This window comes from Burkholderia sp. Bp9143 (assembly GCF_003853645.1).
Taxonomy (GTDB): Bacteria; Pseudomonadota; Gammaproteobacteria; order Burkholderiales; family Burkholderiaceae; genus Burkholderia.
Genome location: NZ_QTPO01000050.1, coordinates 1 through 26,464 on the forward strand (window position 1 = coordinate 1; position 26,464 = coordinate 26,464).

Annotated in this window: 27 protein-coding genes; 19 read left to right on the plus strand and 8 right to left on the minus strand. The window is 67.5% G+C overall.

Translation table 11 applies throughout. The features are described 5' to 3' along the window. The first annotated feature begins 222 nt into the window (after positions 1–222). The gene (locus DIE23_RS30355) at positions 223–732 is read left to right on the plus strand and encodes a DUF1269 domain-containing protein (RefSeq protein ID WP_124615494.1); all 510 of its coding nucleotides are present in this window, start codon (positions 223–225) and stop codon (positions 730–732) included. Positions 733–861: 129 nt separating this feature from the next. Here DIE23_RS30355 and DIE23_RS30360 read toward each other — a convergent pair whose 3' ends face one another. Further along, entirely contained in the window at positions 862–1,485 is a 624-nt protein-coding gene (locus tag DIE23_RS30360) for a lytic transglycosylase domain-containing protein (protein WP_124615542.1), read from the minus strand. Between the two features lie 539 nt (positions 1,486–2,024). Between DIE23_RS30360 and DIE23_RS30365 the strand changes: the two genes are divergently transcribed. Beyond that, positions 2,025–2,798, plus strand: a complete 774-nt coding sequence (locus DIE23_RS30365; RefSeq protein ID WP_124615495.1) for a response regulator transcription factor — start codon at positions 2,025–2,027, stop codon at positions 2,796–2,798. A gap of 13 nt (positions 2,799–2,811) precedes the next feature. On the opposite strand, the gene DIE23_RS30370 is transcribed toward DIE23_RS30365, so the two are convergent. Further along, entirely contained in the window at positions 2,812–3,930 is a 1,119-nt protein-coding gene (locus tag DIE23_RS30370) for an ATP-binding protein (protein WP_124615496.1), read from the minus strand. A gap of 700 nt (positions 3,931–4,630) precedes the next feature. On the opposite strand from DIE23_RS30370, the gene DIE23_RS30375 reads away from it, so the two are divergent. The 13 genes from DIE23_RS30375 (at position 4,631) to DIE23_RS30435 (ending at position 15,979) form a co-directional block, all read left to right on the plus strand. Further along, positions 4,631–5,203 carry an SCO family protein gene (locus DIE23_RS30375; RefSeq protein WP_260436215.1) on the plus strand — a complete coding sequence of 191 codons (573 nt, stop codon included), beginning with the start codon at positions 4,631–4,633 and terminating at the stop codon, positions 5,201–5,203. 30 nt (positions 5,204–5,233) lie between these two features. Further along, the gene (locus DIE23_RS30380) at positions 5,234–5,908 is read left to right on the plus strand and encodes a response regulator transcription factor (protein WP_124615497.1); all 675 of its coding nucleotides are present in this window, start codon (positions 5,234–5,236) and stop codon (positions 5,906–5,908) included. Positions 5,909–6,121: 213 nt separating this feature from the next. Then, positions 6,122–6,538: a type II secretion system major pseudopilin GspG gene (gspG, locus tag DIE23_RS30385; RefSeq protein ID WP_185640619.1), complete on the plus strand. Its 417-nt coding sequence runs from the start codon at positions 6,122–6,124 to the stop codon at positions 6,536–6,538. A gap of 48 nt (positions 6,539–6,586) precedes the next feature. Beyond that, the gene (locus DIE23_RS30390; protein ID WP_124615498.1) at positions 6,587–7,789 is read left to right on the plus strand and encodes a type II secretion system F family protein; all 1,203 of its coding nucleotides are present in this window, start codon (positions 6,587–6,589) and stop codon (positions 7,787–7,789) included. Positions 7,790–7,807: 18 nt separating this feature from the next. Beyond that, positions 7,808–9,526: a GspE/PulE family protein gene (locus DIE23_RS30395; RefSeq protein ID WP_124615499.1), complete on the plus strand. Its 1,719-nt coding sequence runs from the start codon at positions 7,808–7,810 to the stop codon at positions 9,524–9,526. Then, complete coding sequence (locus tag DIE23_RS30400; protein ID WP_124615500.1) at positions 9,507–10,373, plus strand: hypothetical protein; 867 nt, start codon at positions 9,507–9,509, stop codon at positions 10,371–10,373. The genes DIE23_RS30395 and DIE23_RS30400 overlap by 20 nt, the downstream gene beginning before the upstream one ends. Beyond that, positions 10,370–10,900: a hypothetical protein gene (locus DIE23_RS30405; RefSeq protein ID WP_124615501.1), complete on the plus strand. Its 531-nt coding sequence runs from the start codon at positions 10,370–10,372 to the stop codon at positions 10,898–10,900. Before DIE23_RS30400 ends, DIE23_RS30405 begins: the two co-directional genes overlap by 4 nt. Next, positions 10,897–11,463 (plus strand): hypothetical protein, encoded by a 567-nt coding sequence (locus DIE23_RS30410; protein WP_124615502.1) that lies wholly within the window; start codon positions 10,897–10,899, stop codon positions 11,461–11,463. Before DIE23_RS30405 ends, DIE23_RS30410 begins: the two co-directional genes overlap by 4 nt. After that, positions 11,460–12,059: a hypothetical protein gene (locus tag DIE23_RS30415; RefSeq protein WP_124615503.1), complete on the plus strand. Its 600-nt coding sequence runs from the start codon at positions 11,460–11,462 to the stop codon at positions 12,057–12,059. The genes DIE23_RS30410 and DIE23_RS30415 overlap by 4 nt, the downstream gene beginning before the upstream one ends. Beyond that, the gene (locus DIE23_RS30420; protein WP_260436213.1) at positions 12,060–14,417 is read left to right on the plus strand and encodes a type IV pilus secretin PilQ; all 2,358 of its coding nucleotides are present in this window, start codon (positions 12,060–12,062) and stop codon (positions 14,415–14,417) included. It abuts the gene before it with no gap. A gap of 3 nt (positions 14,418–14,420) precedes the next feature. Further along, positions 14,421–14,954, plus strand: coding sequence for a type II secretion system protein (locus DIE23_RS30425; RefSeq protein WP_124615504.1), 534 nt, complete (start codon positions 14,421–14,423; stop codon positions 14,952–14,954). Between the two features lie 9 nt (positions 14,955–14,963). After that, positions 14,964–15,371 carry a type IV pilin protein gene (locus DIE23_RS30430; protein ID WP_124615505.1) on the plus strand — a complete coding sequence of 136 codons (408 nt, stop codon included), beginning with the start codon at positions 14,964–14,966 and terminating at the stop codon, positions 15,369–15,371. Further along, entirely contained in the window at positions 15,368–15,979 is a 612-nt protein-coding gene (locus tag DIE23_RS30435; RefSeq protein ID WP_124615506.1) for a type II secretion system protein, read from the plus strand. The genes DIE23_RS30430 and DIE23_RS30435 overlap by 4 nt, the downstream gene beginning before the upstream one ends. Before the next feature lie 191 nt (positions 15,980–16,170). On the opposite strand, the gene DIE23_RS30440 is transcribed toward DIE23_RS30435, so the two are convergent. The 3 genes from DIE23_RS30440 to DIE23_RS30450 all read right to left on the minus strand — a co-directional run bounded on the left by DIE23_RS30440 (position 16,171) and on the right by DIE23_RS30450 (position 20,113). Next, positions 16,171–18,129 (minus strand): PhoX family phosphatase, encoded by a 1,959-nt coding sequence (locus DIE23_RS30440; RefSeq protein WP_124615507.1) that lies wholly within the window; start codon positions 18,127–18,129, stop codon positions 16,171–16,173. Between the two features lie 191 nt (positions 18,130–18,320). After that, a complete protein-coding gene (locus DIE23_RS30445) occupies positions 18,321–19,514 on the minus strand; it encodes an ammonium transporter (RefSeq protein ID WP_124615508.1) in 1,194 nt (397 codons plus the stop codon). Between the two features lie 263 nt (positions 19,515–19,777). Next, the gene (locus tag DIE23_RS30450; RefSeq protein WP_124615509.1) at positions 19,778–20,113 is read right to left on the minus strand and encodes a hypothetical protein; all 336 of its coding nucleotides are present in this window, start codon (positions 20,111–20,113) and stop codon (positions 19,778–19,780) included. A gap of 192 nt (positions 20,114–20,305) precedes the next feature. Between DIE23_RS30450 and DIE23_RS30455 the strand changes: the two genes are divergently transcribed. The 4 genes from DIE23_RS30455 to DIE23_RS30470 all read left to right on the plus strand — a co-directional run bounded on the left by DIE23_RS30455 (position 20,306) and on the right by DIE23_RS30470 (position 22,831). Then, on the plus strand, positions 20,306–20,734 hold the full coding sequence (locus DIE23_RS30455) for a hypothetical protein (RefSeq protein WP_124615510.1): 429 nt from the start codon (positions 20,306–20,308) through the stop codon (positions 20,732–20,734). 102 nt (positions 20,735–20,836) lie between these two features. Then, positions 20,837–21,292, plus strand: a complete 456-nt coding sequence (locus tag DIE23_RS30460; protein WP_124615511.1) for an Rrf2 family transcriptional regulator — start codon at positions 20,837–20,839, stop codon at positions 21,290–21,292. Between the two features lie 138 nt (positions 21,293–21,430). Then, a complete protein-coding gene (locus tag DIE23_RS30465; RefSeq protein ID WP_124615512.1) occupies positions 21,431–22,072 on the plus strand; it encodes an NAD(P)-dependent oxidoreductase in 642 nt (213 codons plus the stop codon). A 288-nt stretch (positions 22,073–22,360) separates the two neighbouring features. Beyond that, entirely contained in the window at positions 22,361–22,831 is a 471-nt protein-coding gene (locus tag DIE23_RS30470; protein ID WP_124615513.1) for an Lrp/AsnC family transcriptional regulator, read from the plus strand. An 86-nt stretch (positions 22,832–22,917) separates the two neighbouring features. Here DIE23_RS30470 and DIE23_RS30475 read toward each other — a convergent pair whose 3' ends face one another. The 3 genes from DIE23_RS30475 to DIE23_RS30485 are packed head-to-tail and all read right to left on the minus strand — an operon-like array spanning position 22,918 to position 26,405. After that, a complete protein-coding gene (locus DIE23_RS30475; protein ID WP_124615514.1) occupies positions 22,918–23,691 on the minus strand; it encodes an ABC transporter ATP-binding protein in 774 nt (257 codons plus the stop codon). Positions 23,692–23,695: 4 nt separating this feature from the next. Continuing rightward, positions 23,696–25,372: an iron ABC transporter permease gene (locus DIE23_RS30480; protein WP_124615515.1), complete on the minus strand. Its 1,677-nt coding sequence runs from the start codon at positions 25,370–25,372 to the stop codon at positions 23,696–23,698. Further along, on the minus strand, positions 25,362–26,405 hold the full coding sequence (locus tag DIE23_RS30485; RefSeq protein WP_124615516.1) for a Fe(3+) ABC transporter substrate-binding protein: 1,044 nt from the start codon (positions 26,403–26,405) through the stop codon (positions 25,362–25,364). The genes DIE23_RS30480 and DIE23_RS30485 overlap by 11 nt, the downstream gene beginning before the upstream one ends. Positions 26,406–26,464: the final 59 nt, after the last annotated feature.

Genomic DNA, 26,464 nt, shown 5'->3' on the forward strand with positions numbered 1-26,464 from the left:
GCGCTCACGGGCCTGCTCGTGACGACGTTCGCGTTCCTCGGCGTCAACATGTTCCTGTCCGGGCTGCACAGCTACGGACAACTCTGAAGCGCGTGCAGTGTTTCCTACCGTGTTCTACCCATGCACTTCGGCGGGCATTACCACTACAAGCCGGAGGCGTGCCGGACCACAATGTCCTGACGAGCATCGCCGCATCGCGGATGTGACGTAGGAGGAGCTGCCATGAGACGTGTCTATTTTCTAGTGCCGACGGCGCATTGTGCGCAGTCGGTCGTCGGCGAACTGCTGTCGCTCCGAATCGAGTGGCGGCATATCCATTGCATCGCGAATCACGATGTCATGCGCGACGGCTTGCCGGAAGCCACGCTGGCGCAACGCAGCGACCTCCTGCCGTCGTTCGCGCGCGGCACCGCGGTCGGGTTTGGAACCGGCATGCTGCTGGGGCTGATCCTTCTGGTGTTCCCGCCCACGGGTTTGCCGATCGGCGGCGGCGTCGTCGTGGCGATCACGCTGTTCGGTGCGGCCTTCGGTGCATGGGTGGCGACGATGATCGGCGTCGACATGCCCAGCACGCGCCTGAAGCGCTTCGAGGACGGCATCGAGCACGGCGAACTGCTGATGATGATCGACGTTCCGACCGACCGCGTTCACGAGATCGAGGACGCGATCAGGCGTCATCATACGGACGCGCACCTGCAGGGAGAGGATCCGACCGTCCCGGCCTTTCCATGAACCGTCGGCCGGCCGAACGCCGGCCGCCGCGCGTTGCCGGACGCCATCGCTTCATGGCGCCGGGCAATGCGTCGTGCGCACGACGCAGGCGGCGTTGCCGCGTGCAGGCCGCCGCGCGTCTCGCGTGTTTCAACTCGCGGCGAGCAGCCGTTTGTAGCGCGCGAGCACGCGCGGCACATATTCGCGCGTCTGCGGCAGCGACGGAATGCGATACCCGGCCCGAATCACGGCGTTTTCTCCGGCATTGTAGGCAGCGAGCGTGAGCTCGACGTTCTCCTTGAACAGGGTGAGCAGGAAGCGCAGATACCGTGCGCCGGCCAGCACGTTGTCACGCGGATCGAACATGTCGCCGCCCGAGAAGCGCCGCGCCGTTTCCGGCATCAACTGCATGAGCCCGAGCGCGCCTTTGTCCGATACCGCCTTCGGGTTGTATCCCGATTCGACGTCGATCACGGCGCGAAGGAGTTCGGGCGGAACATTGAACGCCCGACTCGCCTCGGCAATCACGTCCGAGAACGACGATGCGACAGCCCGTTTCGGCGTGGCCCGCTTCGTCGCCGATCCGGCCGGCCTGGCGGCCGCGACGATCACTTTCAGATTGACCGTGCCGGGCACGTTGGTCAGGACGATGACCCCGTTGCTCGTCACCGTGCCGAAGATCTGCGCGTGCGCGGTGCATGACCATGCCGAGCCGAATCCCACGCATGCGGCAATGACGGTCTTGCACAATCCGGATGAACGGCAACGGTACATCTTTCTGGCCTCCTGCATCTGCATTGTCGTGGCCGGGTCATCGCATCGACAATGGGGAACCCTCCTACACTTCGATGCCGGAAGAGACGTCCCGCGGCGGCGCTGCAAAACCGTTACACAAGTAAACGACGGTAGCGGGAGGTAATCCGGCGAAGTTGACGATCCTTACGCGGAACAGTTGTTTTCTGCTCAATGCAACCGTTGTTGCAGAAGAAACCATTTCCCGCGCTGCGGAAGCGATCGGATAGTCCCGCCATCCGTAGTCCTACGGATGCGACGCGCACACCCAATCGATTCAACCCTGAAACATCCCCGTCATTGCGCAACGTTGTCGCAGGACTGTGCCCGGCGCGGGCGCTGGCGCGCAGCGCGGTGGCGCGATCCTTGCTCGGACCACGGGCGTGGCCAGTCGCTCGCGAGACGGGCCACCAGACCGGACCGAGGAATGCATCAAAAAAAGGCGTCCGGCACCGTGCAATCGTGCAATCGGGGCATCGATGTCCGACGTGGTGCAAGCGCGGGAAAACTTGGGGGAAGTCGTGAATACTAAATATCGCGTGATCATTGCAGAGGATCACGATCTGCTGAGAAACGGGCTCCGGTCGATGCTTTGCGCACAAGGCGAATATGAAGTCGTCGGAGAAGCGCGGGACGGCAAGGAGGCATGCCAGCAAGCCATGACGCTCGCGCCGGATCTGATCCTGATGGATCTGTCGATGCGCGGGATGAACGGCATCGATGCGAGCGCGACGATCAAGCGTCGAGCGCCGACCATCCGGATCGTCGTGCTCACGGTGCATCAGAACGAGGAATACGTGCGCGAGGCACTGCGCGCGGGCGTCGACGGCTACGTGCTCAAGGACGTTTCGTTTGACGAATTGCTGCTCGCGATGCGCATGGTCATGCAGGGGAAGAAGCACCTGAGTGCGGATGTGTACGGCTACATGGTCGACTCGTTCGTGACCGGTCGCGAAATGCCTGCGCCGAAAAAGGCCTGGGACGTCCTGACCGCGCGCGAACGCAGCGTACTGAAACTGATCGCGGAAGGGCGTACCAACCGGCAGGTCGGCCAGTACCTGAACCTGAGCCCGAAGACGATCGAGAAGTATCGGGCGAGCATGATGCACAAGCTCCATCTCGCGAATCTGACGGAACTGGTACTCGTCGCGATGAACATGGGGCTGTTGACCACGCTGGCGGCGAAATGCGCGGAACCGAACGTGGATGACGTGCCGACGCACCCGGTCGTCGACCGAGAGGCAGACGCAGTCGCGCGGCTGGACGACTATCCGGCAGGCAGCGCGAAGTGCTGAGCGCGGCTGTACGTCAGAGCGGCCAGGTTGCCGAGACGTGCGTACCCGTCGTGGCGGACGACCGGATCGCGAACGTGCCGCCGTGCGACTCGATGCGGTGCTGCATGCCGATCAATCCGAGCCCCGCCGCGCGCGCGTCGTCCGTCGAAAGCGGGTGACGCTCGTAGCCGACACCGTTGTCGTCGATCGTCAGCCGCAGGCCGCCCGCATCGTGTTGCAGGCCGAGCACGATGTCGGTGGCCTGTGCATGCTTGACGACGTTGTGCAGCGCCTCCTGCGCGACCCGGAACATGTCCGCCTTCAGATGATCCGGAATGTCGTCGTCGTCGACGTCGCAATTGAACTCGACCGACAGCTGGTTCGCGTCGCGCTCGATGCGGCGGCACAGCGAGGCGAGCGCGGCCGGCAGCCCGAGCCTGTCGAGCATGGGCGGCTTCAGTTCGCCGCAGATCCGGCGCACTTCGCCGATCGTCTCGCGGATCCGCAACACGGCGACGTCGAGCAGATTCGTCGCGTCGTCGATCTCGCCACGGCGAATGCGCATGAGCGCGTCCTCATTCATCAGCTTGATGAGTGTCAGTGCCTGGCCGAGCCCGTCGTGCAATTCAGCGGCAAGCCGATGTCGTTCCTTCTGCTGGCCCATCAGCAGATACGTGTGGCAGGCGTGCACGCCCGCATCGTTCGCCGCGGCGCCGCGCCGTTCGGGCTCGGGCGTCGACGGTTCCTCGAACAGCGTCAGCGACAGGTGCGCGTCGGGAAGCGCCTGTTGATGTACGACGAATCGCGCGGGATGGCCGCTTCGCCCGCTGAGCATCACGGTGAACGAATGATGCTGAAGGGCGGCGCTCGTGGACAGATCGTTTGCCAGCTCGGCGTGGGCGTCGTCGGGCGCCAGATCGAATAGATGCCGGCCGACGAGTTCCGCGGTCGTATATCCGAACAGCGCCGCGGCACTGCGATTGACCGATACGAAGGTGCCGTCGTCGGCGAGAATGGCGAGCGCCGCGCCACGTGCATCGGTGACGACAGCGGTCTGGCGATCGTCGGGACGAAGCGCACTGCGCAGCTTGCGCATCGCATCGATCAGATCGAGCAACCTGATCCGTGGCCCTGCGGGCTGGCGTTCAGTCATGGCAGCTCCTGATGCGCAGTTTTCAGGAAACCGTAAGTTTTCGATCATTCTAGGACGCGACCGACTCGGGCCGCAACATGGGGATTTCGCGCGTCCGTCATAGGGACATACCTTCCGCGTGCGGTGGGGAATTCCGGCAAGCGGGCATGTCCTACCGACCTTTGGGGGGCGTCATCCCATGACGCTCGCGATCGGATTCATGACACTGCATTGGCGGGGCACGGAATTGTCCGCTGCCAGGGCGCGTGTCAGGGAGGCTGGTATGAACAGGATCGGAAGATCGACGATGGGCGCACTCGTGGTCGCGGGCGTCGCGCTTGCCGCGACGCCCGCGTGGTGTGCGCCCGATGGCAGCGCGATCGAGAACGCCGGCGGTGCGGCCGCGGAAAACGCCGCCGCGAACACGAGCGTCACGCAGGATACCGCGCCGGATGCCATCGAGAGTCTGATGGAAAAGAACATGCAGAACGGTGTCGAAAATCCCGTCACGAACGCCGCCGACAGCGCCGACGGGAGTGCCGCCGACAGCGCGGCGACGCACACCGCGGAGCACGCGATGGAGCCGGCTACCGAGCCCGCGATGCAGCCCGCCGCGGAGCACGCGACGGAGCCCGCTACCGAGCCGGCGACGCAGCCCGCCACGGAGCCCGCCACCGAAAGCCCCAAGGAGCACGCACCGGCCGCACCCACCGAGAGCGCGGTGAGCAAAACCGAATCGCCCATGGCCGAGGGTGCGACCGAAGCCGCCGGCATGCACATGCATCACGCCGTGATGCCGGGCACCGTGCACACGATGGTCCAGTACGCGGTGCCGTCGGTCCAGCTCGTGCGCGACGACGGTCAGGCCGTCTCGCTGCCCAAGGAGCTCGACGACGGCCGGCCGGTGATCCTGACGTTCATCTATACCAGTTGCACGACCATCTGCCCGATGATCAGCCAGACGCTCGAACAGCTGCAGGGCGAACTCGGCGTCGACCGCGACAAGGTGCACATCATGTCGATCTCGATCGATCCGGAGGCGGACACGCCCGAGCGGCTCAGGACCTACGCGGCGCACTTCGACGCCGGCCCCGAATGGCAGCACTACACGGGTACCGTCGACGCCAGCGTTGCCGCGCAGCGCGCGTTCAACGTGTATCGCGGCGACAAGATGAACCACACGCCGGTGACGTTCGTGCGGGCCGCGCCGGGCCAGCCGTGGCTGCGTATCGACGGCTTCGCGACGCCGACCGAACTGCTCGCGGCCTATCGCGATGTCGTCGCGTCCAACTAGGTGCCGCGTCTCTGCAAGGGAGCGTCGAAATTGGACAACAAGCATCGTGTGCTGATCGTCGAGGACCAGCATCTGTTGCGAGTCGGCCTGAGTCATCTGGTTGCCGAGCTGGCCGACTACTGCATCGTCGGCGCGGCGAGCGGCGGGGTCGAGGCCTGCCGTCTCGCCGAGAAGACGCGGCCCGACCTGATCCTGATGGATCTGTCCATGCCGGGCGGCAGCGGCTTCGAGGCGATCGCGACGATCAAGCGCGACGTGCCGCATGCGCGAATCATCGTCCTCACGGTTCATCGCAGCGAAGACAACGTCAGGGAAGCGTTTGCCGCCGGCGCGGACGGGTACGTGGTCAAGGATTCGCCGTTCGCCGACCTGGTTCGCGAGATGCGCTTCGTGATGCAGGGCAAGTGCGTGGTCAGCCTCGACGCGTATCGGGCCCGCGCCGGCCTGCAAGGGCTGCGCGACGCGAACGCGCACAGGGCGCGATTGTGGAATGCGCTGACGAATCGCGAGCGCACGGTGTTGCGCCTCGTCGTCGAGGGACACACGAGCCGGCAGGTCGGCGAGTGCCTGAAGGTCAGTCCGAAAACGGTGGACAAGCACCGTGCCAATCTCATGCGCAAGCTCGGCATCGCGAACCTGACCGGCCTGGTCCACTTCGCGATCGACATCGGCGTACTCGCGCTGAACGACGACGACCGTATGTGAACACCCCCCATCGCGGCATGGCCCAACTGGGGGGGATTTACCCATGGGGATGGACGGCACTCCCTACTTCTGACGCGTACCGGCGTGAACAAGAATGCAGTCAACGGCATCGGCAGTGCCGACGCCGCGGGTCGATACAGGGAGGGAGCCGTGAGCCATGAATCGTCGATCCCGACCGGCGGGCCGGGCCAGCGGCAGCGTGACGAACGACGCGTGTGCCGCGCGTGCGCGAGCCGCGGCTTCACGTTGCTCGAGCTGCTCGTCGTGATGGTCATCATCGGCTTGCTCGCGGGGCTCGTCGCGCCGCGATATTTCGAACAGGTCGGCAAGTCGAACGTGAAGATCGCGCGTGCGCAGATCGTGTCGCTCGGCCAGGCGCTGGATCAATACCGGCTCGACGTCGGTGCCTATCCGACGACGGAGGAGGGGCTGGATGCGCTCGTGAACAAGCCGCAAAGCGAGTCGCGGTGGAGCGGCCCCTATCTGCAGAAGGCCGTACCGGTGGATCCGTGGGATCGGCCCTATCAGTATCGTTCACCGGGCGAGCACGGCGACTACGACCTGTTTTCGCTCGGCAAGGATGGACGCGGCAGCGGTACCGGCGAGAACGTGACGATCTCGTCGTGGTAGGGGGGCGGCTGCCGCGCGCGTCGTGAGCAGTCCGCAAGGAGAGTCGACGTGAAATTCGTGCTGCGGGTATTCGATACGAGCGGCTCGGTACAGACGCTTCGCATCGACAGCGATTCGCCGGCGAACGCCGCGTCGCTCGCGCGAGCGCGCGGCCTTCGCGTCGTCTCGGTCAGCACGGACGCCGGGCGGCAGCGGCGCGGCGCGAACCGGCTCGGGATGCCGGGTGCACGGTTCGACGTCGACATGTTCGCGCGCGAGCTGGCGGCGCTGCTCGATGCGGGTGTCGGCCTCGTCGACGCATTGCGCACGCTCGGCGGCAACGCGCGGCGCGAAGCGTCGGCACAGGTGTGCCGCGACCTGCTGCGCCACCTCGAGGAAGGGCAGTCGCTGTCGACGGCGCTCGAGCACGCGAGCCCGATCTTTCCGCCGGTGCTGGTGGCGTGCGTGAGGGCGAGCGAGCAGACCGGCGGCCTCGCCGACAGCCTGACGCGCTATTCGCTCAATAGCACGACGCTGCGCGAGTTGCGCGCGCGGGTCGTGTCGGCCGCGATCTACCCGACGGTGCTGCTGTTCGTCGGTGCGGCCGTCGTGCTGTTCCTGCTCGGCTTCGTGGTGCCGCGCTTCGCGACGCTGCTCGAACACAGCGGGCGCGAACTGCCGCTGATGTCGCGGCTGCTGATGGCGTGGGGCGGCATGGTGCACGCGCACGGTGCCGAGCTGACGGGAGGCCTCGCGGTACTGGCGGTGGCCGCCGGTATCGCGCTGCGGCGTCCGGCACTGCGAATCTGGCTCGCCGATCGTCTGCTGGCGCTGCCCGGCATCGGGCAACACTTCCGCGTGTTTCGCCAGTCGCAGTTCTATCGCACGACGGCGATGCTGGTCGACGGCGGCATTCCCGCCATTCGCGCATTCGATCTCGCACGCGGCCTGGTCGGCCGCGCGGACCAGGCCGCGCTTGCGCGCGCGCTGCAGCAGGTCCGCAACGGCGCGAAGATGTCCGATGCGTTCCAGCAGGCCGGTCTCGCGAATGCGATCGGCTACCGCCTGCTGACGGTGGCCGAGAAGACCGGCGGGCTCGGCCCCGTCCTCGACCGGATCGCCGCGTTTCAGGAAGCGCAGGTATCGCGCACGATCGACCTGATTTCGCGCCTGATCGAGCCCGCGATGATGATCGTGATCGGCGTGGTGATCGGCGGCATCGTCGTGTTGATGTACATGCCGATCTTCGAGATCGCGTCGAGCATTCAGTAGGCCGTCCTGGAGGCGCGCGTGGACACCGTCACATCCTCCCCCGACAACCGTCCCGACGCGGACGCCGAACTGCGCGACCTGCTTCGCACGCTCGGCGAACGGCACGGTTCCGGCATCCGCGCGCTCGAGGCGTTGACGGCGCAGACGGCGCTGGGCGCGGACGAGATGCGCGAGCGGCTCGCATCGCAATTCCGGATGAAGCCGATCGGCATCCGCGAACTGAACCGCCTGGAGCCGGATTTCGAGCTGGTGCCGTTCGTCGAGGCGACGGCACGCCTCTGCGTGTGCCTGCGCGATCCCGACTGCGGCGCGCTGCTGTTCGCGATCGCCGATCCGCTCGATGCCCGCACGCGCGGCTGGGTCGAGCACCGGATGCGTGCGCACCCGGCGCTGCCGTACGGATGGGCGCTCGCGAGCGCGGGCGACCTGGGCGCCTATCTCGCCGTGCGCGAGAAGGACATCCGCGCGATGGATTCGCTCGCGTTCGACGATCCGATCGAGAGCGCGCCCGATCCGGCGTCGCTCGCACTGACGCTGCAGGGCATCAGCAGCGACGACAGCCCGGTGGTGCGTCTGCTCAATTCGACGATCTACGACGCGCTCAAGATGCTGGCGAGCGACATCCACCTCGAATGCCGGGCGAACGGATTGATGATCAAGTGCCGGGTCGATGGCGTGCTGACGGTGGTGGGGCGCGTGGAGGGCCGCGACGTCGCGGACCAGGTGCTGTCGCGCGTGAAGGTGATCTCCGAGCTCGATATCGCGGAGCGCCGCATTCCTCAGGACGGGCGCTTCAAGGCGATGTACGCCGGACGCGAGATCGACTTTCGCGTGTCGATCATGCCGAACCAGTTCGGCGAGGACGCGGTGTTGCGGATTCTCGACCGCTACCAGCTTTCACAGGCGTCGGGCGGCCTGACGCTCGAGGCGCTGGGGTTCCAGCCCGCCGACACGTGCTTCATGCGGTCGGTCGCGTCGATGCCGTACGGCATGCTGCTCGTCACCGGCCCCACCGGCAGCGGCAAGACCACGACGCTTTACGCGATCCTCACTGAAATCAACAACGGGCTCGAGAAGATCGTGACGATCGAGGATCCGGTCGAATACCAGCTGGGCGAGATCCTGCAGATTCCGGTCAATGAGGCGAAGGGCCTGACGTTCGCGCGCGGATTGCGGTCGATCCTGCGGCACGATCCGGACAAGATCATGGTCGGCGAAATCCGCGATCCCGAAACCGCGCAGATCGCCGTGCAGGCCGCGCTGACCGGTCACCAGGTGTTCACCACCGTGCATGCGAACAACGTGTTCGACGTGATCGGCCGTTTCACCAACATGGAGGTCGACCCGTACAGCTTCGTATCGGCGTTGAACGGCGTGATCGCGCAGCGACTGCTGCGCCAGTGCTGCCCGGACTGCCTGGACGAGGACACGGTCGACGCGGATGCGCTCGCTCGCTCGGGTATCGACCCGGACACGGCCGGCAGCTACCTGTTTCGCCGCGGTACCGGGTGTGCGATGTGCCGCGGCAGCGGCTATCGCGGCCGGCGAGCGATCGCGGAGGCGCTGCGCATGAACGACGAGCTGCGACAACTGCTGTCGGAGCGCTCGCCGCTCGGACACATCAAGGCGGCGGCGCTGCGCTACGGCATGACGACGTTGCGGGCGTCGGCAATCGATCTGGTGAAGCGCGGCGAAACGACGCTCGAGGAGATCAATCGTGTCACCATGGTCGAATGATCGGCTTGCTGTCGGCGTCGGTACGCGCGAGATCGTCGTCGGCATCCGCTCGCCCGCACTGTGGCGGCCGGGCCGGCAGGGGTTCGTCGCCGATCCGCTCAGCGTCGTCATTCCCGACGCACACTTCGGGAGCGAGACGGGGGTGCTCGACGCGCTGGGTGCCGCGCTGGCCGCGACGGCCGGCAGCGACGGCGGCGCAAAGCGGCCGCCCGCGCGCGGCGCGCACATCGTGCTCGACGATTTCTGGTGTTGCCATGCGATCCTGCGCGGCGATTTCCGCGCGCTGCACGCACGCGAACTCGAGGAAATCGCGCTCGCGCATTTCTCGGACACGTACGGGGTCGCCGTCGAGTCGCTGGTCACGCGCTTCGACGTCCGGCATGGCGGCCGTGCGCTCTTTGCAAGCGCGCTGCCGCGCACGCTGTACGACGGCATTCTCGCGACGAGCGCATCCGGCGACGTCCGCATCCGCTGCCTTCGCGCGGGGCTTCCGGAAACGCTCAATCGGGTCGCGGTGAAGTCGGACGGCGACGCGATGCTGCTCGTCGTCGGCGAAGCGTTGCTGCAGGCTGTGATGATCGAACGCGGCGAGTGGACCGCGTACGATGCGCAGCGCCTCTTTCCGGGCGAGTCCGGCGATGCGTCGCGGCTTGCCGAACTCGCCGAGCAACTGTTCGAGCGCTCGGCGACGCGCACGGGCCTGAAGCGCGACGACTGCAAGGTCTATCTGTCCGGTGTCGACACGGATGCCGCGCCGTTCGAGGCGCGTTTTGCCGCGGTCGTGCCGCCGCGCCGCGCGGCGCTCGACGGTTCAGCTGCGTGCCGGTTGCTGGAGTACGCATCATGATCCGCACGCTCGACATCGATTTTTGCCGGCGCCGCACGCGCATCGGCACGAGCGGCGTGATCCTGCTCGGCGTCGCCGCGTTGCTGTGGGGCGCGTGCGCCGTCCGGCTCTGGCATGCGTATGCGGAAAACGATCGCATCCGGGAGCGTCTGGCGGTCGTCCAGCATCGCACATTCGCGCAGCAACACGTCGCGAAGCCGCCGCCGACCGCGGCCGCGCGGCTCGCGGAAAAGCAGAGCCAGGCCGTGCTGCGCGAACTGACCGTGCCATGGCAGACGCTCTTCTCGCTGGTGGAGGACTATCCGGGCCATGACGTCGCGCTGATCGGCATCGACCAGAATCCGGCACAGGGCCAGATTCGCATCACGGCCGAAGCGAAGGACCCGGACGCGATGATCGCGTACCTGAAGTACTTGCAGACGAGCGTCATGCTGCGCGAGGCGACGCTCAACGGTCATCTCGTCGAGGAAAACGTGGCGGGCAAGCCGGTGCGTTTCCAGATCACGGCCGTCTGGAGGAAATCATGAAAGCCGATCGTGTCGCGGACGGCCTGCTCACGCTTCGTTTCGCGTGGCGGCGCGCATTCGGTCTGCCCGGGCTCGCCGGGATACTGATGCTCGGTGCCGCGGGCATCACGTACGCGGCGATCGCCAGCGTGGAGTCCGACACGCGCGCGATGCAGGCGCCGCTCGGCGTGGTGCGCGCCGCACGCGGCCATCGTCCGGCCGACGTGCGCGGCACGGCTGTGGACGTGGCGACGCTCGACACGTTGCCGGAGCTCTTCCCGCGCTTTTCGCAAAGCGCGGACGACATCGCATCGATCTTCGAGCAGGCGCGCGACAGCCATCTGGCGCTCGGGTCCGCCGAGTACCAGATGACGACCGAGTCGGGTGCGCGCTTCGCGCGCTACCAGGTGCTGCTGCCGGTGAAGGATGAGTACGGTGCGATCCGGCATTTTCTCGCCTCGGTGCTGAACAACGTGCCGAACGCGGCGTTGCAGGAGATCCACGTCGAGCGTCCGGCGGTGGGCAGCAGCATTCTCGACGCGCGGGTGCGTTTCGAACTCGTCTATCGGAGCGCCCAGCCATGATCTCCGCCGTCACGAAACCCGCTTCGCGCATTCGACTCGCGCTCGTGCTGGGTTGCCTCGTCGTCGCCGGTACCGGATATCGCGTGCTGGTGGCGGCGATGCAGCAGCCGGCGCCGGCTGCCGCAAGCGGCATCGTCCATCGCGACAGTGCGCGCGTGGCGCCCGCGCCGGCACGCGCGCGCATCGCGGCGGCCTCTCATGCCGCGGCGCCCGCACCCGCGTCGCATGAAGCGGCGGCGACCCCGCGGGAAAGGCTCGCCGCATTGCGTGCGCCCGTGTCCGTCGACGCGGCGCATGATCCATTCACGGCGTCGTCATGGTTGCCGCCGCCTCCCGTCGTGCCGCCGCCGCCCGAAACGCGTCCGGCGCCGCCGACCGCGCCGCCCGTACCGTTCGTCTATCTCGGCCAGCAGGATGCCAGGTCGGCGAAGCCGCAGGTGTTTCTCGGCAACGGAGATCAGTTGCTGATCGTTTCGCCGGGTGACGTGATCGACAGCCAGTATCGGGTCGAGTCGGTGTCCGAGTCGAACGTGGTGCTCACCTATCTGCCGCTGAACCAGATTCAGATGGTGCCCATTCCAGTGGAAGGAAAGTAAATGGAAACCATACGTACACGGGATGCGTGCCGCGATGGGGACGGCGGCCGGCCGATACGCCATTGTTCCGTCGCGACGGACGACGCGCGGCCGGCATCACCGAACCGGCTTGCGACGAAGCGCGCGCTGGCGATCGCGGCGGCGCTGCTCGCATGCGGCGGCTGCGCGCATGTGCCGAACCTTCAGGACGATCCGACCAACGCGCAGGTGAGGATCGACGCATTGCACGAGCGCAACGACGCGGTCGACCAGCTGCTCGACAACGCGGACACGTTTCGCCAGCAGAACGCGTTCGACGACGCGGCGCGCTCCGTCTACATGGCGAAGCAGCTCGATCCGACCAGCGAGCGCGCGCGCCGGATCGGCACGATGATCGACCAGGACCGCAAGCATCTCGCGATCCTGCAGGAGGCGGACCGCATGATGAAGCGCGGTTCGTACGCGCAGGCGGCCGAACGCGTGCATCGCGTGCTGGTCGAGGATCCGGCCAATGCGATGGCGACGCGGATGCAGGCGGAACTCGACGAAAAGCGCCGCCAGCAACACGCGGAGCGCGACGACAAGCTCGCGGCGTCGTCGATCATGCGCACGCCGGTGTCGCTGCAGTTCCGCGACGCGAACGTGCGGATGGTGTTCGAGGCATTGTCGCGGACGTCCGGGCTGAACGTCATTTTCGATCGCGACGTGCGCGCCGACCTGAAGACGACGATCTTCGTGCAGAACGCGTCGCTGCAGGACACGGTCGACATGATCCTGTTGCAGAACCAGCTCGACAAGAAGCAGATGAATGCGAACACGCTGTTCATCTATCCGGCGACGCCGGCCAAGGAGCTCGAATACCAGGAGCTCAAGGTGCGCACGTTCCAGTTGTCGAACGTCGACGCGAAGCAGATCCAGTCGCTGCTGAAGAGCCTGTTGAAGGTGAAGGAGGCCGTGATCGACGAGCGCGCGAACACGGTGACGATTCGCGGCACGCCGGACACGATCAAGGTCGCCGAGGAGATGATTGCCGCCCAGGACTTGCCCGAGCCGGAGGTGATGCTCGAGGTCGAGGTGCTGGAGGTATCGCATGACCGGATGTCGCAACTGGGCATCAATTGGCCCAACTCGTTTACGGTGTCGACGCCGAGCTCGGTCGATACCTGGGGGGCGCTGCACCATCTGCCGGTCAATGCGCTGAACGTCAGCGGCCTGTCGGCCACCGCGGATTTCAAGCTGACCGATACCGACGCGAATCTGCTCGCGAGTCCGCGCATCCGCGCGCGCAACAAGGAAAAGGCGCGCATCATGATCGGCGACAAGGTGCCGGTGATTTCGAGTTCGAGCACGCCGAGCACCAGTGGACCGTCGTTTACGCAGATGATCCAGTACCTCGACGTGGGCATCAAGCTCGAGGTCGAGCCGCAGGTCTATCGCGACGGCGACGTCGGCATCAAGCTGAATCTCGAAGTCAGCAACATCACCAACACGATCTCGAGCGGCAACTCGCAGGGGCTGAGCTCGCTTGCCTATCAGATCGGCACGCGCAGCGCGTCGACCAGCCTGCGGCTTCGGGACGGCGAAACGCAGATCATGGGCGGCCTGATTTCGGACGAGGACCGCCGCAACGCGAACAAGGTGCCGGGTCTTGGTCAGTTGCCGGTGCTCGGCCGCCTGTTCTCGGATCACGGCGGCGATCACAAGAAGACCGAGATCGTGCTGCAGATCACGCCGCATGTCATCCGGCCGCAAGTGGCGGCGGATGCGGACATGCAGGAAGTGTGGTCGGGCACCGACGTCAACGTGCACGCCGACCAGTTGCGACTCGACCCGGTGGCGCTGAACGCGGAGGCGCCCGCGGCGCCGGAGGCGAAGGAGGGGAAGGACGCGAAGGACGCGAAGGACGCGAAGGAGGCACCTGCGGCGCCGGAGGCGAAGGTCGTGCCGGGTAGCGTGGGCGGCGGGACGTCGGGTGGCGCGGCGCCGTCGCCGTTGGAGGCCGCGGCGAACCGTGCGCAGCCGTCGCCGGGGAGCGGCGCGTTCGGGCAACTTCCGGCCGCCCCGCGCACGACGCCGCCGCCCGACCCTTACGGCGGGCGCTTCTCGAGGCCTCAGCCGGCGTCGCCGGCGCCGTCCACCGGGGCCGCCGCGGCGGAGCAGCCGGCGGGCGGTGCTGCGCAGGCGGCGGCGCCGGCGGGCAATGAAGTGGCGCCCGCGCCGGGCACGACCGTGACGCCGGTTGCGTCGCCGGCGCCGGCCGAGCAGGCTGCCGCGGCGGTCAACGCACCAGCCGCCGCACCGGCCGCCGCGCCCGCGACGCTGCAGATGCCGGCGGGCGATATCCCGAGCGAAAACCCGCTTCGCCCGGTCGGGAAGTGAGCCGTGGCTGCCCGTAACGCGGCAACGCGCGTCGGCCGTATCGGCCGGCGCGGCTTCACGTTGATCGAGATGGTCATCACGCTCGCGCTCGTGGCGATCCTCGCGCTCGCGATCATGCCGTTCTCCGAACTGATCGTGCAGCGTCAGAAGGAGCAGGAACTGAGCGCCGCGCTGCGCGAGATCCGCACCGCGCTCGATGCGTACAAGGACGCGAGCGATACGGGGCAGATCGAGAAGGAGGCGGAAGCGTCCGGCTATCCGCCGTCGCTGACCGTGCTCGTGACGGGCGTGAAAAACGCCCGCGATCCGAAGGGCGGCCTGGTGATGTTCCTGCGCCGGGTGCCGCGCGATCCGTTCTTCACCGGCGATCCCGATACGCGGGCCGAGGACACCTGGGACGTGCGCGCGTACGGCACGCCGCCGGATCCGGCGGCCGACGCGGCGCCTGCCGGGATCGAGTCCGGCAACGACGTGTTCGACGTGACGTCGAAATCCGCTCGCGTCGGCATCAACGGCATTCCGTACAAACAATGGTGACGGTTCATCATGACACCCGCTCGCATCCGCAGGATCCGCGGCTTTACGCTGATCGAAATCGTGGTCGTGATGGCCATCATCGGGCTGCTTCTGACGCTGGCCGTGCCGCGCTACATGCACAGCATCGAGCGCGGCAAGGAGCAGGTGCGGCGGCAGAACCTCGCGGTGATGCGCAACGCGATCGACCAGTATTACGGCGACAACGGGCAGTACCCCGAGACGCTCGACGAGCTGGTCGCGAAGCACTATTTGCGTGCGGTTCCGGTCGATCCGGTGAATGGCGACGACAAATGGGCGACGCTTGCATCGCCGGACGAGACCAAGCCGGGCGTCTACGATGTGGGGCCCGCGAGCAGCGCGCAGGGCGTGCTGCCGGGCGTTGCGGGGACGGCGGCCGCCGCCGGAGCGGCGAAATGAACCGGGCAGGGCGCGGCGTCGCGCGTGCGATGCCTGCCTGCCGGCGCGGCGGGCGGCAGCGCGGGCTCGTGCTGCTTGCGCTGCTGATCGCGCTGATGCTGATGTCGATCGCGCTGGCCGGCGCACTGGATGTCTGGTCGTTGCAGCGGCGCCGCGAACAGGAGCGGCAACTGCTGTTCGTCGGCGACCAGTACCGGAGGGCCATCGTCGGGTACTACCGTCTCGCGCGCGCGTACCCGCAAACGGTCGACGACCTGCTTGACGATACCCGCTTCGCGAAGCCCATGCCTCACCTGCGCCGCGCGTATCCGGATCCGGTCAGCGGCAAGAACGACTGGTCGTTCCTGTGGCGGGCCGACCGTTTCTACGGCATATACAGCAGCTCGGATGGCGCGACGATCAAGCGCGCGGGATTTCCGGATCGATACAAGGACTTCGAGGGCGTCGAAACCTATCGGCAATGGAAGTTTATTTACCTCGCGCCGGGTCTTGCCGTGCCGGCTGGCGACGCGTCGGCGGCGGTGCCGACGCTGCCGGCCAGTGCGCCGAGCCTGTCCGGTTTTGCGGGCGGCTCGCTGCCCGGACGGGTGCCGGCCGGCTTGCGTTGACGCGGGTTCGGCACCACGCGATGCAGACCGCGCGCGAAAAAAAGCGCGACGCCCGCAACGGGCATCGCGCGTAAAACGGCGTGGAGCGCCGACGAATGAAACGTGATGAGGAAAGGGACGCCCGGTTAGGGGCGCCCGGCTAGGGACGCCCGGTTAGGGACGCCCGGCTAGCGGCGCCCGGCCCAGGGAGCTCAGGCCTTCGCGAGCTTGATGCTGGTCGGCTCGGCCGTCAGGTAGCCGACGCTGGCGCCGAAGCGGTCCTTGTAGTTCGCGCGCACGAGCGGATCGAGCGTCGCCTTGACCTTGTCGTGCAGCGGCGTCTCCCAGTCGCCCACGTGCTGGAAGTTGCTCATGATGTAGGTCCAGCCGTTGATCTCGTCGACCGCGTGCAGGCCCGTCGATTCGGCGCCGGCCGGGCACGACAGCACGCGCGCGAGCGACTTCGTGTCGACGTTGTACGCCCACAGGAAGTTGTTCACGTGCATGCCCGAGTCTTCGCCGATGAAGAGCGTGCGCAGCTTCTCGGAGAACTTCAGGTTGTCGGGGTTCGCGATCTTGTCCGGGTTCGCGAGGTTGCCGAGCGCATCGGCCGCGGCGAGGTCCTCGCCGACGAGCGCGGCCGGCGCGCTCATGTCGACCGGCACCCACTCGCTGTCGATCGCGCCGCCCGACGTGTCGCGCTGGCCGGCCTTCAGGTTCAGCGCATAGACGGCGCCCGCGGCGATCTTCTTGTCCACCGCGACGTCGCGCGACACCGCATTGCCCTTGACCATCGACGTCTCGACCCGCGACATCGCCGTGTAGACGATCTTGTCCTTCGCGTCGACCGTCGTGCCTTCGAGCTTCGTGAACGCCATGCTGCCGCCGATCAGCGCCGCGTAGCGGTGCGTCTCGAGGAACGCGGCCGCCTTTTCCATCCCGGGCTTCACGCGCATCCAGTTGAACTTGCCGCCGAAGTGGATCTTCGTATAGCTCGCGTCGTTCGGGTCGGTCGTCGTCAGGTCCATGATGTCCGACGCCTTCAGCGTGTTCGCGAGCGTCTCGATCTCGCTGCTCGTCGCGTGGCCGATCCTGAGCCACGTGAGCGTCGCGCTGCCCGCGCCGGCGGACGACGTCTGCGTCCACTTCGCAACGTACAGCGTGCCGGCCGACAGGTCGGCCGCCTTGTCGGCGACGAACATGAACAGGCCGCCGTTGGTGGCGTCGTCACCCATCATCACGGTGCGCTGGTCCGGCATCACCTGGATCAGCTCGTGCGAGATGCGGCCGAGGCAGTAGTGCTTCTTCACCGTGCCGGTGCCGTCCGGGTTCACCGTGATCTCGGGCAGGTGGCCGTAGTGGTAGGGGTTCGCCTTCGTCTCGTCGCCGAACGTGTTCTTGCTGAATGCCTTGAACTGCGCGTCGGTCGCCGCCTTCGTCGCGTCCGGCTCGTATTCCTCGCTCGACAGGTGCGTGCCCCACGGCGACAGGCTCGCGCCACACGTGATCCACAGGCCGTGCGCCTTCGACGTGTCGACGTTGTGGTACTTGACGACCTTCAGCGCGCCGCTGGACGGATCCTGGTCGAGCGTGATCACCGCGATCGGCGACGGCAGCTGGCCATACTGCGACGCGCTCGCCTGGTCGCGCGTCGTGTATTCGAACTGCACGACCGCGAAGACCGTGTTGCCCTTCACGCCGGCGACGCTCGCGTTCTTCAGCGTCAGCAGCGAGCTGCCGTCCGGGCAGTCCGAATAGAACTGGCGCTCCTTGCCCGCCACCGAGCGGTCGATGATCGGCTGGTTGTTGATGTCGTAGTAGCCGCCTGCGAGCGTCGTGCCGCCCTTGCCGTCCGGCACCATGTCGCCCGTCACGAAGAACGGCCGGTACGCGAGCTTGAAGTTGCGCGACGAGCCATCCGAGAACGATACCGACAGCGTCGAGCCGACCGTCGTCGTGGCCATCGCGGCCGCGTTGTCGAGCGTGGGCGCGGCCATTGCCGAGAACGCCGCCGACGCGTATGCGGCGGCGGCCGGCGTCGCCGCCGGATTGTCGTCGCCGCCGCAGCCCGTCAGCAGGGCCGGCAGCGCGAGGCCGGAGAGGGGCAGCATGGGCGCGCCGGCGAGGATCTTCAGGGCCTGACGACGGGAAGCATTGGGCAACGCGGGCATGTGGAGTCCAGTTTCTAATGTTGGAAGAATGGCTTGTCGCGAAGCAGGCGATCAGCAAGCAACGCGAAGGCAAGTTGAAAACTGGACCGAAGTGTAAGGATGCTCGATGAAAGTTTTTTGAATTGGAAACGTAATGATTTGCCGGGCGTCCGTCAGGTGAACTGCCGGACGCCGGTTGCAAGCGATTGCGCTCAGTCGCGCTCGGGCGTCGCCGAGATGCGGTGGATCGACAGGTCGGCGCCGTCGAATTCGTCTTCGTGATCGAGACGCAGGCCGACCGTCGCCTTTAGCGCGCCGTACACGAGCGTGCCGCCCGCGGTGGCGATCGCGATGCCGCCGAGCGTGCCGATCAGCTGCGACACGAACGACACGCCGCCGAGGCCGCCGAGCGCGGGCTGCCCGAACACGCCGGCCGCGAGGCCGCCGAGCGCGCCGCACATCCCGTGCAGCGGCCACACGCCGAGCACGTCGTCGATGCGCCACTTGTTCTGCACGCAGGTGAACATCGCGACGAACACCGCGCCGGCTGCCGCGCCGGTGACGAGCGCACCGATCGGGTGCATCACGTCGGAGCCCGCGCATACCGCCACGAGGCCCGCGAGCGGGCCGTTGTACGTGAAGCCCGGATCGTTGCGGCCGGCCATCCACGCGGCGAGCGTGCCGCCGACCATCGCCATCAGCGAGTTCACGGCGACGAGGCCGCTGATCTTGTCGAGCGTCTGCGCGCTCATCACGTTGAAGCCGAACCAGCCGACCGCGAGCACCCACGCGCCGAGCGCGAGGAACGGGATGTTCGACGGCGGATGCGCGGCGATCCGGCCGTCCTTCGCATAGCGGCCGTGGCGGGCGCCGAGGAGCAGCACGGCCGGCAGCGCGACCCAGCCGCCGAACGCGTGCACGACGACCGAGCCCGCGAAATCGTGGAACGGCGCGCCGAATGCATGCGTGAGCCACGCTTGCACGCCGAAGCGCTCGTTCCATGCGATCCCTTCGAAGAACGGATAGATGAAGCCGACGATGATCAGCGTCGCGACAAGCTGCGGATTGAATTTCGCGCGCTCCGCGATGCCGCCGGACACGATCGCGGGGATGGCCGCCGCGAACGTCAGCAGGAAGAAGAAACGTACGAGCGCGTAGCCGCTGTGCTGCGACAGCGTGCCGATGTCGTCGAAGAACTCGACGCCGTACGCGATCGTATAGCCGATGAAGAAGTACGCGAGCGTCGACACGGAGAAGTCGACCAGGATCTTCACGAGCGCGTTGACCTGGTTCTTCTTGCGGACCGTGCCGAGCTCGAGAAATGCGAAGCCCGCGTGCATCGCGAGCACCATGACGGCGCCGATCAACAGGAACAGTGTGTCGACGCCGGATTTCAGACCATCCATGCCGTGGCTTCCTTGCGCAAAAAACGGGCGAGGAATGCAAGTATCGAGCCAACTTGGTGAAAGGTTGCGTGAAATTGGTGCGGAAGGCCGCGCGGTGCGGCATTCCCGTGACGTGTGCACCCTGGCGGGGCATGTCGCCGGCGGCGCGGATGCCGCCGCAGGTGCACGTGTGTGGTGCGACGTGTGCGCTGCTGGTGCGCGTGATAAGCGACGCGGTGCGACATGGTGCGACATGGTGCGCCGAGATGCACCGGTCTGGCGCGTCAGCGGCGCGCGAACAGCACGCGTGGCCGACACAGCCGCAGCGCGCAGGCGGACCAGTAGGCGGCGGCGGTGGCAAGCCCGAGCGCGGCGAATGCGAGCGCCGCGAAGCCGGCGTGCGACTGGCCATCGCCGCCGGGGCCGAGGATGCCTTGCGCGACGATCAGCGCCGCCATCCAGAAGCCGATCACCGCCTGGGCGAGCAGGCGCGCGCACGCCACGCGGCGCGAGCGCCCGACTGCACGCAGGCGCGGCGCGGACGGTGAACGAAGACACAGGAACAGGGTGGCGGCGAGCACGGCGGCTAGCGCGATGAACCAGTCGATGAGGAAAGCCATGAAGAACCGGGAAGCGGACGGAGCGGATGGAAGCCTGCCCACTTTAGTGTCGGCGCGCCTGCGATTGAATCAGACGAATCCGAAATTGAAAGGCATTTTTAATCGGAAGTCGTCATTGACCCTGTTCCACAGGCGGTATCATCGACATCGGTCCAACCATTCAGGCCGTGCGTGCACGGCCGGAGATTGCTGATGAAGATGAAGACTTCGCGGGCGCGTCGCGTGCCCGGGTCCGTGCTGGCGGCCGCGGCCGTCGGTGCGGTGCTGTTGCTCGCAGGCTGCGAGAAGTCCGGCATGCCGGCCACGCAACCCGATACGGCCGCGAGCGCGGCCGCCGATGCCGCGAACAACGCGGCGAAGGCGCTCGACCAGGTGGCGAGCACCGTCAACCAGCAGATCAATGCCGCGAAGGCCGGCCTCGCGAGCGCGGCATCGGCCGTGCCGCCGCTGTCCGCGAGCGGCCTCGCGTCCGCCGCGCAGGCGCAGATCGACGCGGCCGCTTCCGCGGTCGTCGCCCACGCGGCATCGGAAGCGGGCGCGAAGATGGCGGAGGCCGGCAAGAAGCTCCAGCAGTGGAGCCAGCAGAACGCGTCGGGTGCGAAGCCGGCCAGCGGCGAGTAACGGGCCTTGCAAAGGGCCTTGCGCAATCCGTGAAATGTAATTATAGTAGTTGCACATTGTCGCCGGCTGCTGTTCGGGCCGGCGTCGCCGAGTGAGTGAGGAATGAATACCAGCAGCCGGTTCGCGTTTGCCGTTCACGTGCTTGCCTTGCTGTCGATGCAGGAGGGCGCGCCGCTGTCGTCCGACATCATCGCGGGCAGCGTGAACACGAATCCGGCGCTGATCCGCCGTCTGCTGTCGATGCTGGCGGCCGCGGGGCTGACCACGTCGCAGCTCGGCGCGGGTGGCGGTGCGCTGCTGGCGCGCGAGCCGGGCGAGATCACGCTGCTCGACGTCTATCGCGCGGTCGACGATGCGCAGCTGTTCGCGCTGCACCGCGAGGCGCCGAATCCCGCGTGTCTCGTCGGGCGGCACATCCAGGGTGTGCTGACCGACTATATCGGCGACGCGCAGCGTGCGATGGAAGCATCGCTCGCCACGCGCACGCTCGCCGACGTCACGGCCGACGTGCTCGAATCGGAGCAGCGTGGCCGGCCGGCGGGAAGCGCCAGCGGGTGAGCGCAGGCAACGGATGCTGCAGGGCAGGAGGCCGGGTGGCGCGCACGCGCGGCGACCGGCACGACGGAGGGTTGCTCCGTTTTTTTTCGGTCTTATATGTAATTGCTTTAGTTACTTTTTTCTTTCTGGAGAATCGACATGACGCAACGTACCTTGAACATCGCACTGTTTGGCGCCACCGGGATGATCGGCTCGCGCATCGCCGCGGAAGCCGTGCGCCGCGGCCATCGCGTGACCGCGCTGTCGCGCCGTCCGGGCGCGGCCGGCGACGGCATCACTGCCAAGGCGGCCGATCTGTTCGATGCGGCCAGCATCGCGGCCGCGCTGCCGGGGCACGACGTCGTCGCGAGTGCCTACGGACCGAAGCAGGAGGATGCCGCCAAGGTGGCTGCGGTGGCGAAGGCGCTGGTTGCCGGCGTGCGTCAGGCAGGCCTGAAGCGACTCGTCGTCGTGGGGGGCGCCGGTTCGCTCGAAGTCGCGCCGGGCAAGCAACTGGTCGACACCGAAGGTTTCCCGGACGTGTACAAGGCGGTCGCGCTCGCGCACCGCGATGCGCTCGACTATCTGAAGACGGTCGGCGATCTCGACTGGACGTTCTTCGCGCCGGCCGCCCTGATCGCGCCGGGCGAGCGCACGGGCACGTTCCGCACGGGCGTCGGCAAGCTGATCGTGGACGCGGAAGGCAACAGCAAGATCTCGGCGGAAGACTACGCGGTCGCGTTCGTCGATGCGCTCGAGCAACACGGCTTCGTGCGTGAGATCGCGACGGTCGCGTATTGAACGGCATCGCGGCGAGGCGGCACGCCAGTGCCGTATTCGCCGTGAGTGGCTCGCGGCAGGCAGCGCAGTCGCGGTAGCTTCGGGCGATTCCACCTCGACGGGTGGAATCGCCTGTTTCGTCTGGGGTGCCGGTTATCGATGGACCGATGCGCACGGGATCGTGCGTGACGCGGATCCTTCCCGGCCTGATTGGTATTTATCCCGGTCGACGCCGCGCATCGGTTTACATATTGTTCCCCGTCATGCAGGATGCATAGAAAAAATTTCTATCTACGAGGGACCGGGTAAATGGATGCCATCGATCGCAAGCTGCTGGAGCTGTTGCAGGCAGATGCCACGTTGCCGATCGCGGAACTCGCGCAGCGCGTGAACCTGTCGCAGACGCCCTGCTGGAAGCGCGTGCAGCGGCTCAAGGAAACCGGCGCGATCCGCGCGCAGGTCGCGCTGTGCGATCCGCGCAAGCTCGGGGTCGGCACGACCGTGTTCGTCGCGATCCGCACGAACCAGCATACCGAGGAGTGGGCGCAGCGTTTCACGCAGGCCGTGCGCGACATGCCGGAAGTCGTCGAGGTGTACCGGATGAGCGGCGAGACCGACTATTTGCTGCGGGTCGTGGTGGCCGGCATCGACGATTTCGATCGCGTGTACAAGCAACTGATCCGCGCGGTGCCGCTGTTCGACGTGAGCTCGTCGTTCGCGATGGAGCAGATCAAGTATTCGACCGCGTTGCCGGTGCGGGATCTGTCCGAGCCGGCGTAGCGCGCGGGACGGCAGCGCATCGCGTCGATGCGGGCGTGTGTTACGTGTACCCGCCGCCGAGGCGCGCCGTTGTCGTGATTGCCCGCTCAGCGGCCGCGCGCCATGGCGCGTGCGCGTTCGTCCGCCAGCGCGTCGCGGCGCACGAATTCCGCGACGAACGGGCTGGCCGGATGGTGGTGGAGCGCGTACGGCGTGTCCCATTGCGCGAGCTGGCCATCCTTCATCACGCCGATCCGGTCGGCGATCGCGAACGCTTCAGCCTGGTTGTGCGTGACGAGGATCGCGGTGTGACCCGTGCGCTTGAGGATGTCGCGCAGCTCGAACGCGAGCCGCTCGCGCGTGTCGACGTCGAGATTCGAGAACGGCTCGTCGAGCAGCAGCAGCTCCGGCGACGGCGCGAGCGCGCGGGCGAGGGCAACGCGCTGCTGCTGGCCGCCCGACAGTTCGTGCGGATACGCGCTGCCTGAAGCGGCGAGGCCGACGAGCTCGAGCATGTCCGCGACGCGGGCGCGCCGCTCGGCCTTCGGCAGGCGCCGCAGGCCGAACGCGACGTTGTCGGCCGCACTCAAGTGCGGGAACAGCGCATAGTCCTGGAACATCATGCCGATGCGCCGCCGCTCGGGCGGCACGTCGAGCGACGGCGCCGCGACGGGCGTGCCGTCCAGCATGATGCGCCCCATGCGCACGGGCTCGAAGCCCGCGATCGCGCGCAGCACGGTGGTCTTGCCGCAGCCGGAGGCACCGAGCAGGCAGCCGATGTCGCCGCGCGGCAGCGCGAGGCTCAGCCCGTCGACCACCGTGCGGCGGCCATGCGGCGTGTCGTAGGCGACGCAGAGGTCGTCGAGTTCGAGCAGGTTCACGATATCAGGCTCCGATCTTGTGACGGGTGCGCGCGAGCAGGATCACTGGCACGAGCCCGGCCAGCACGATCGCGAGCGCGGCGACCGCGCCTTCCTCATAGGTGCCGCGCGCGGCTTCCGCGTACAGCCAGGTCGCGAGCGTGTCGAAATTCAGCGGACGCAGCAGCAGCGTCGCCGGCAGCTCCTTCATCGCATCGACGAAGACGAGCAGCGCGCTGGTCGTGAGCGCGGGCCGCAGCAGCGGCAGGTGCACGCGGCGCAGCGTGCCGCCGGCCGTCTCGCCGAGCGAGCGCGCGGCCTGTTCGAGCGACGGCGGAATGCGCGCGAGGCCGGCTTCGATGCTGCCGGCCGAGATCGCGAGAAAGCGCACGGTGTATGCGATCACGAGCGCGGCCGCCGACCCCATCAGCAGCAGCCCGTCGCGGCCGAGCGCCGCGCCGAGCAGCCGGTCGGCCGTCGCGAACGGGATCAGCAGGCCGATCGCGAGCACGGTGCCCGGCACCGCGTAGCCGAGGCTCGCGATCCGCGCGCACACGCGGGCCGGGCCCGCACGCGCGCTGTCGCGCTGCGCGCGCGCCGCCCACGCGACGACCAGCCCGCACACGAGCGTCGCGACCGTTGCGGCGGCGGCGATCGTCAGCGTGTTCGCGAGCCCGGTCAGCAACTGCGCGGAGACGCCGCCGACGAGATGCAGCCGCTTGCCGGTCTCGACCGCGAGGTACGCGGCCGGTGCGCCGAAGCCGAGCAGCACCGGCAGCCAGCCGAACGCGGCGGCGCTCCACGCGGCCACGCCCGTCAGCTTGCGCGGCTCGACCGGACGCATGCGCCGGCCGTGCGCGTAGCGCTGGCGGCGGCGCCCGTAGCGTTCGAGCACGATCATGCCGACGACGATCGCGAGCATCGCGAGCGCGATCTGCGCGGCGCCGGCGAGATCGGAGCGCGTGATCCACGTGGTGTAGACCGATACAGTCAGCGTCTGCACGCCGAGGAATTCCGACGCGCCGATGTCGTTCAGCGTTTCGAGCAGCGCGAGGCTCACGCCGACCGCGATCGCGGGCCGCGCGAGCGGCACGACGACGCGCCAGAACGTCGCGATGCGTCCCGCGCCGAGCGTGCGCGCGGCTTCGAGAAGACTCGCGGACTGCGTGACGAACATCGCGCGCGTGCTCAGGTACACATACGGATACAGCACGAAGCCGAGCACGAAGATCGCACCGGGCAGCGCGCGCAGGTCGGGCAGGCGGAACTGGCGCGGGCTGTCGAAGCCGAGCAGCCAGCGGATCGCGCCCTGCACGGGGCCGATCGGGTGGAGCAGGTCGAGATACGCGAACGCGACGATATAGGTGGGCACCGCGAGCGGCAGCAACAGCGCCCAGGTCAGCATCCGGCGGCCGGGAAAATCGTACGCGGTGACGAGCCACGCGCAACCGGTGCCGATTACCGTGACGATCGCGCCGACGCCCGCGAGCAGCAGCAGCGTGTTGACGAGCGCCTGCGGCAGCACGAATTCGGCGAGATGCTTCCAGTGTGCGAGATCGGCGCCGAATGCGGCGGCGACCAGCACCGCGAGCGGCGCCGCGACCGCCGCGGCGATCGCGACGGCCGCGCCCAGCCAGAGGCTGCCCACGCGCGAACGGAGCGGCTGGCGGCGCGCGCGGACGACCGATGCATCAGTTGTCAAAGCCGACCTTGTCGACGAGCTGGCTGGCCGCCTTGCGGTGCTTCGCGATGTCGGTCAGCGGCAGCGGGTCGACCTTCAGCGTGCCGAAGCTCGCGATCACCGGATCGAGCTTCACGTTCGCGCGCACCGGGTACTCGTAGTTCGCCTGCGCATACAGCGCCTGCGCTTCCGGCGACACGAGGTATTCGAGCAGCTTCACCGCGTTGGCCTTGTGCGGCGCGTGCTTCGCAACCGTCGCACCGCTGACGTTCACGTGCGTGCCGCCGCTCCTGGCGTTCGCGAACGTCGGCCGCACGACCTTGATCGCGTCGCCCCACTTGCGCGCATCGGTGCCGGCTTCCGCGTTCTTCATGTGACCGACGTAGTACGCATTCGCGAGGCCGACGTCGCAGATGCCGCCGAGAATGTCGCGCGCGACGTCGCGGTCGCCGCCCGTCGCCTTGCGCGCGAGGTTCGCCTTCACGCCGCGCAGCCACTTTTCGGTCGCGGCTTCGCCGTCGTGCGCGATCATCGCCGCGACGAGTGCCGTGTTGTACGGGTGCTGCCCCGAGCGGATGCAGACCTTGCCCTTCCGTTTCGGATCGGCGAGATCCTCGTAGCGGAATGCGTCGACCTTCAGGTCCTTCTCCACGTACAGCACGCGATCGCGCAGCGACAGCGCGTACCAGTCGCCTTGCGCGCCGCGCAGGTTCGCGGGAATCGCGTCGTCGAGCACCTTCGAGCGCACCGGCTGCGCGAGCCCGCCGTCGACGAGGTCGAGCAGGTTGCCGATGTCGACCGTCATCAGCACGTCGGCCGGCGATTGCGCGCCTTCCGCCTTCACGCGCTCGAGCAGGCCGTCCTTCACGAACACCGTGTTGACCTTGACGCCGCTCTGTTTCGTGAACGCGTCGATCAGCGGCTGGATCAGCTTCGGTTCGCGGGTGGTGTACAGGCTCACTTCCTCGGCCGCGTGGGCCAGCGGCGCGAACGCGGCGGCGGCAAGGGCGAGGGCGCCGGCGAGCGGCAGCAGGCGGGTGCGCGGATTCGACATGGAGACTCCGGTGAGGCAGGCGGACGAAGAAGCGTTCCGGGGCGTGCCTGCCGCCCGAG

Coding starts and splice junctions, on each gene's coding strand:
- DIE23_RS30355 (WP_124615494.1), top strand. CDS start 223: ATGAGACGTGTCTATTTTCTAGTGCCGACGGCGCATTGTGCGCAGTCG.
- DIE23_RS30370 (WP_124615496.1), bottom strand. CDS start 3,930: ATGACTGAACGCCAGCCCGCAGGGCCACGGATCAGGTTGCTCGATCTG.
- DIE23_RS30465 (WP_124615512.1), top strand. CDS start 21,431: ATGACGCAACGTACCTTGAACATCGCACTGTTTGGCGCCACCGGGATG.
- DIE23_RS30415 (WP_124615503.1), top strand. CDS start 11,460: ATGATCTCCGCCGTCACGAAACCCGCTTCGCGCATTCGACTCGCGCTC.
- DIE23_RS30420 (WP_260436213.1), top strand. CDS start 12,060: ATGGAAACCATACGTACACGGGATGCGTGCCGCGATGGGGACGGCGGC.
- DIE23_RS30430 (WP_124615505.1), top strand. CDS start 14,964: ATGACACCCGCTCGCATCCGCAGGATCCGCGGCTTTACGCTGATCGAA.
- DIE23_RS30360 (WP_124615542.1), bottom strand. CDS start 1,485: ATGTACCGTTGCCGTTCATCCGGATTGTGCAAGACCGTCATTGCCGCA.
- DIE23_RS30485 (WP_124615516.1), bottom strand. CDS start 26,405: ATGTCGAATCCGCGCACCCGCCTGCTGCCGCTCGCCGGCGCCCTCGCC.
- DIE23_RS30440 (WP_124615507.1), bottom strand. CDS start 18,129: ATGCCCGCGTTGCCCAATGCTTCCCGTCGTCAGGCCCTGAAGATCCTC.
- DIE23_RS30410 (WP_124615502.1), top strand. CDS start 10,897: ATGAAAGCCGATCGTGTCGCGGACGGCCTGCTCACGCTTCGTTTCGCG.
- DIE23_RS30450 (WP_124615509.1), bottom strand. CDS start 20,113: ATGGCTTTCCTCATCGACTGGTTCATCGCGCTAGCCGCCGTGCTCGCC.
- DIE23_RS30445 (WP_124615508.1), bottom strand. CDS start 19,514: ATGGATGGTCTGAAATCCGGCGTCGACACACTGTTCCTGTTGATCGGC.
- DIE23_RS30470 (WP_124615513.1), top strand. CDS start 22,361: ATGGATGCCATCGATCGCAAGCTGCTGGAGCTGTTGCAGGCAGATGCC.
- DIE23_RS30460 (WP_124615511.1), top strand. CDS start 20,837: ATGAATACCAGCAGCCGGTTCGCGTTTGCCGTTCACGTGCTTGCCTTG.
- DIE23_RS30435 (WP_124615506.1), top strand. CDS start 15,368: ATGAACCGGGCAGGGCGCGGCGTCGCGCGTGCGATGCCTGCCTGCCGG.
- DIE23_RS30405 (WP_124615501.1), top strand. CDS start 10,370: ATGATCCGCACGCTCGACATCGATTTTTGCCGGCGCCGCACGCGCATC.
- DIE23_RS30455 (WP_124615510.1), top strand. CDS start 20,306: ATGAAGATGAAGACTTCGCGGGCGCGTCGCGTGCCCGGGTCCGTGCTG.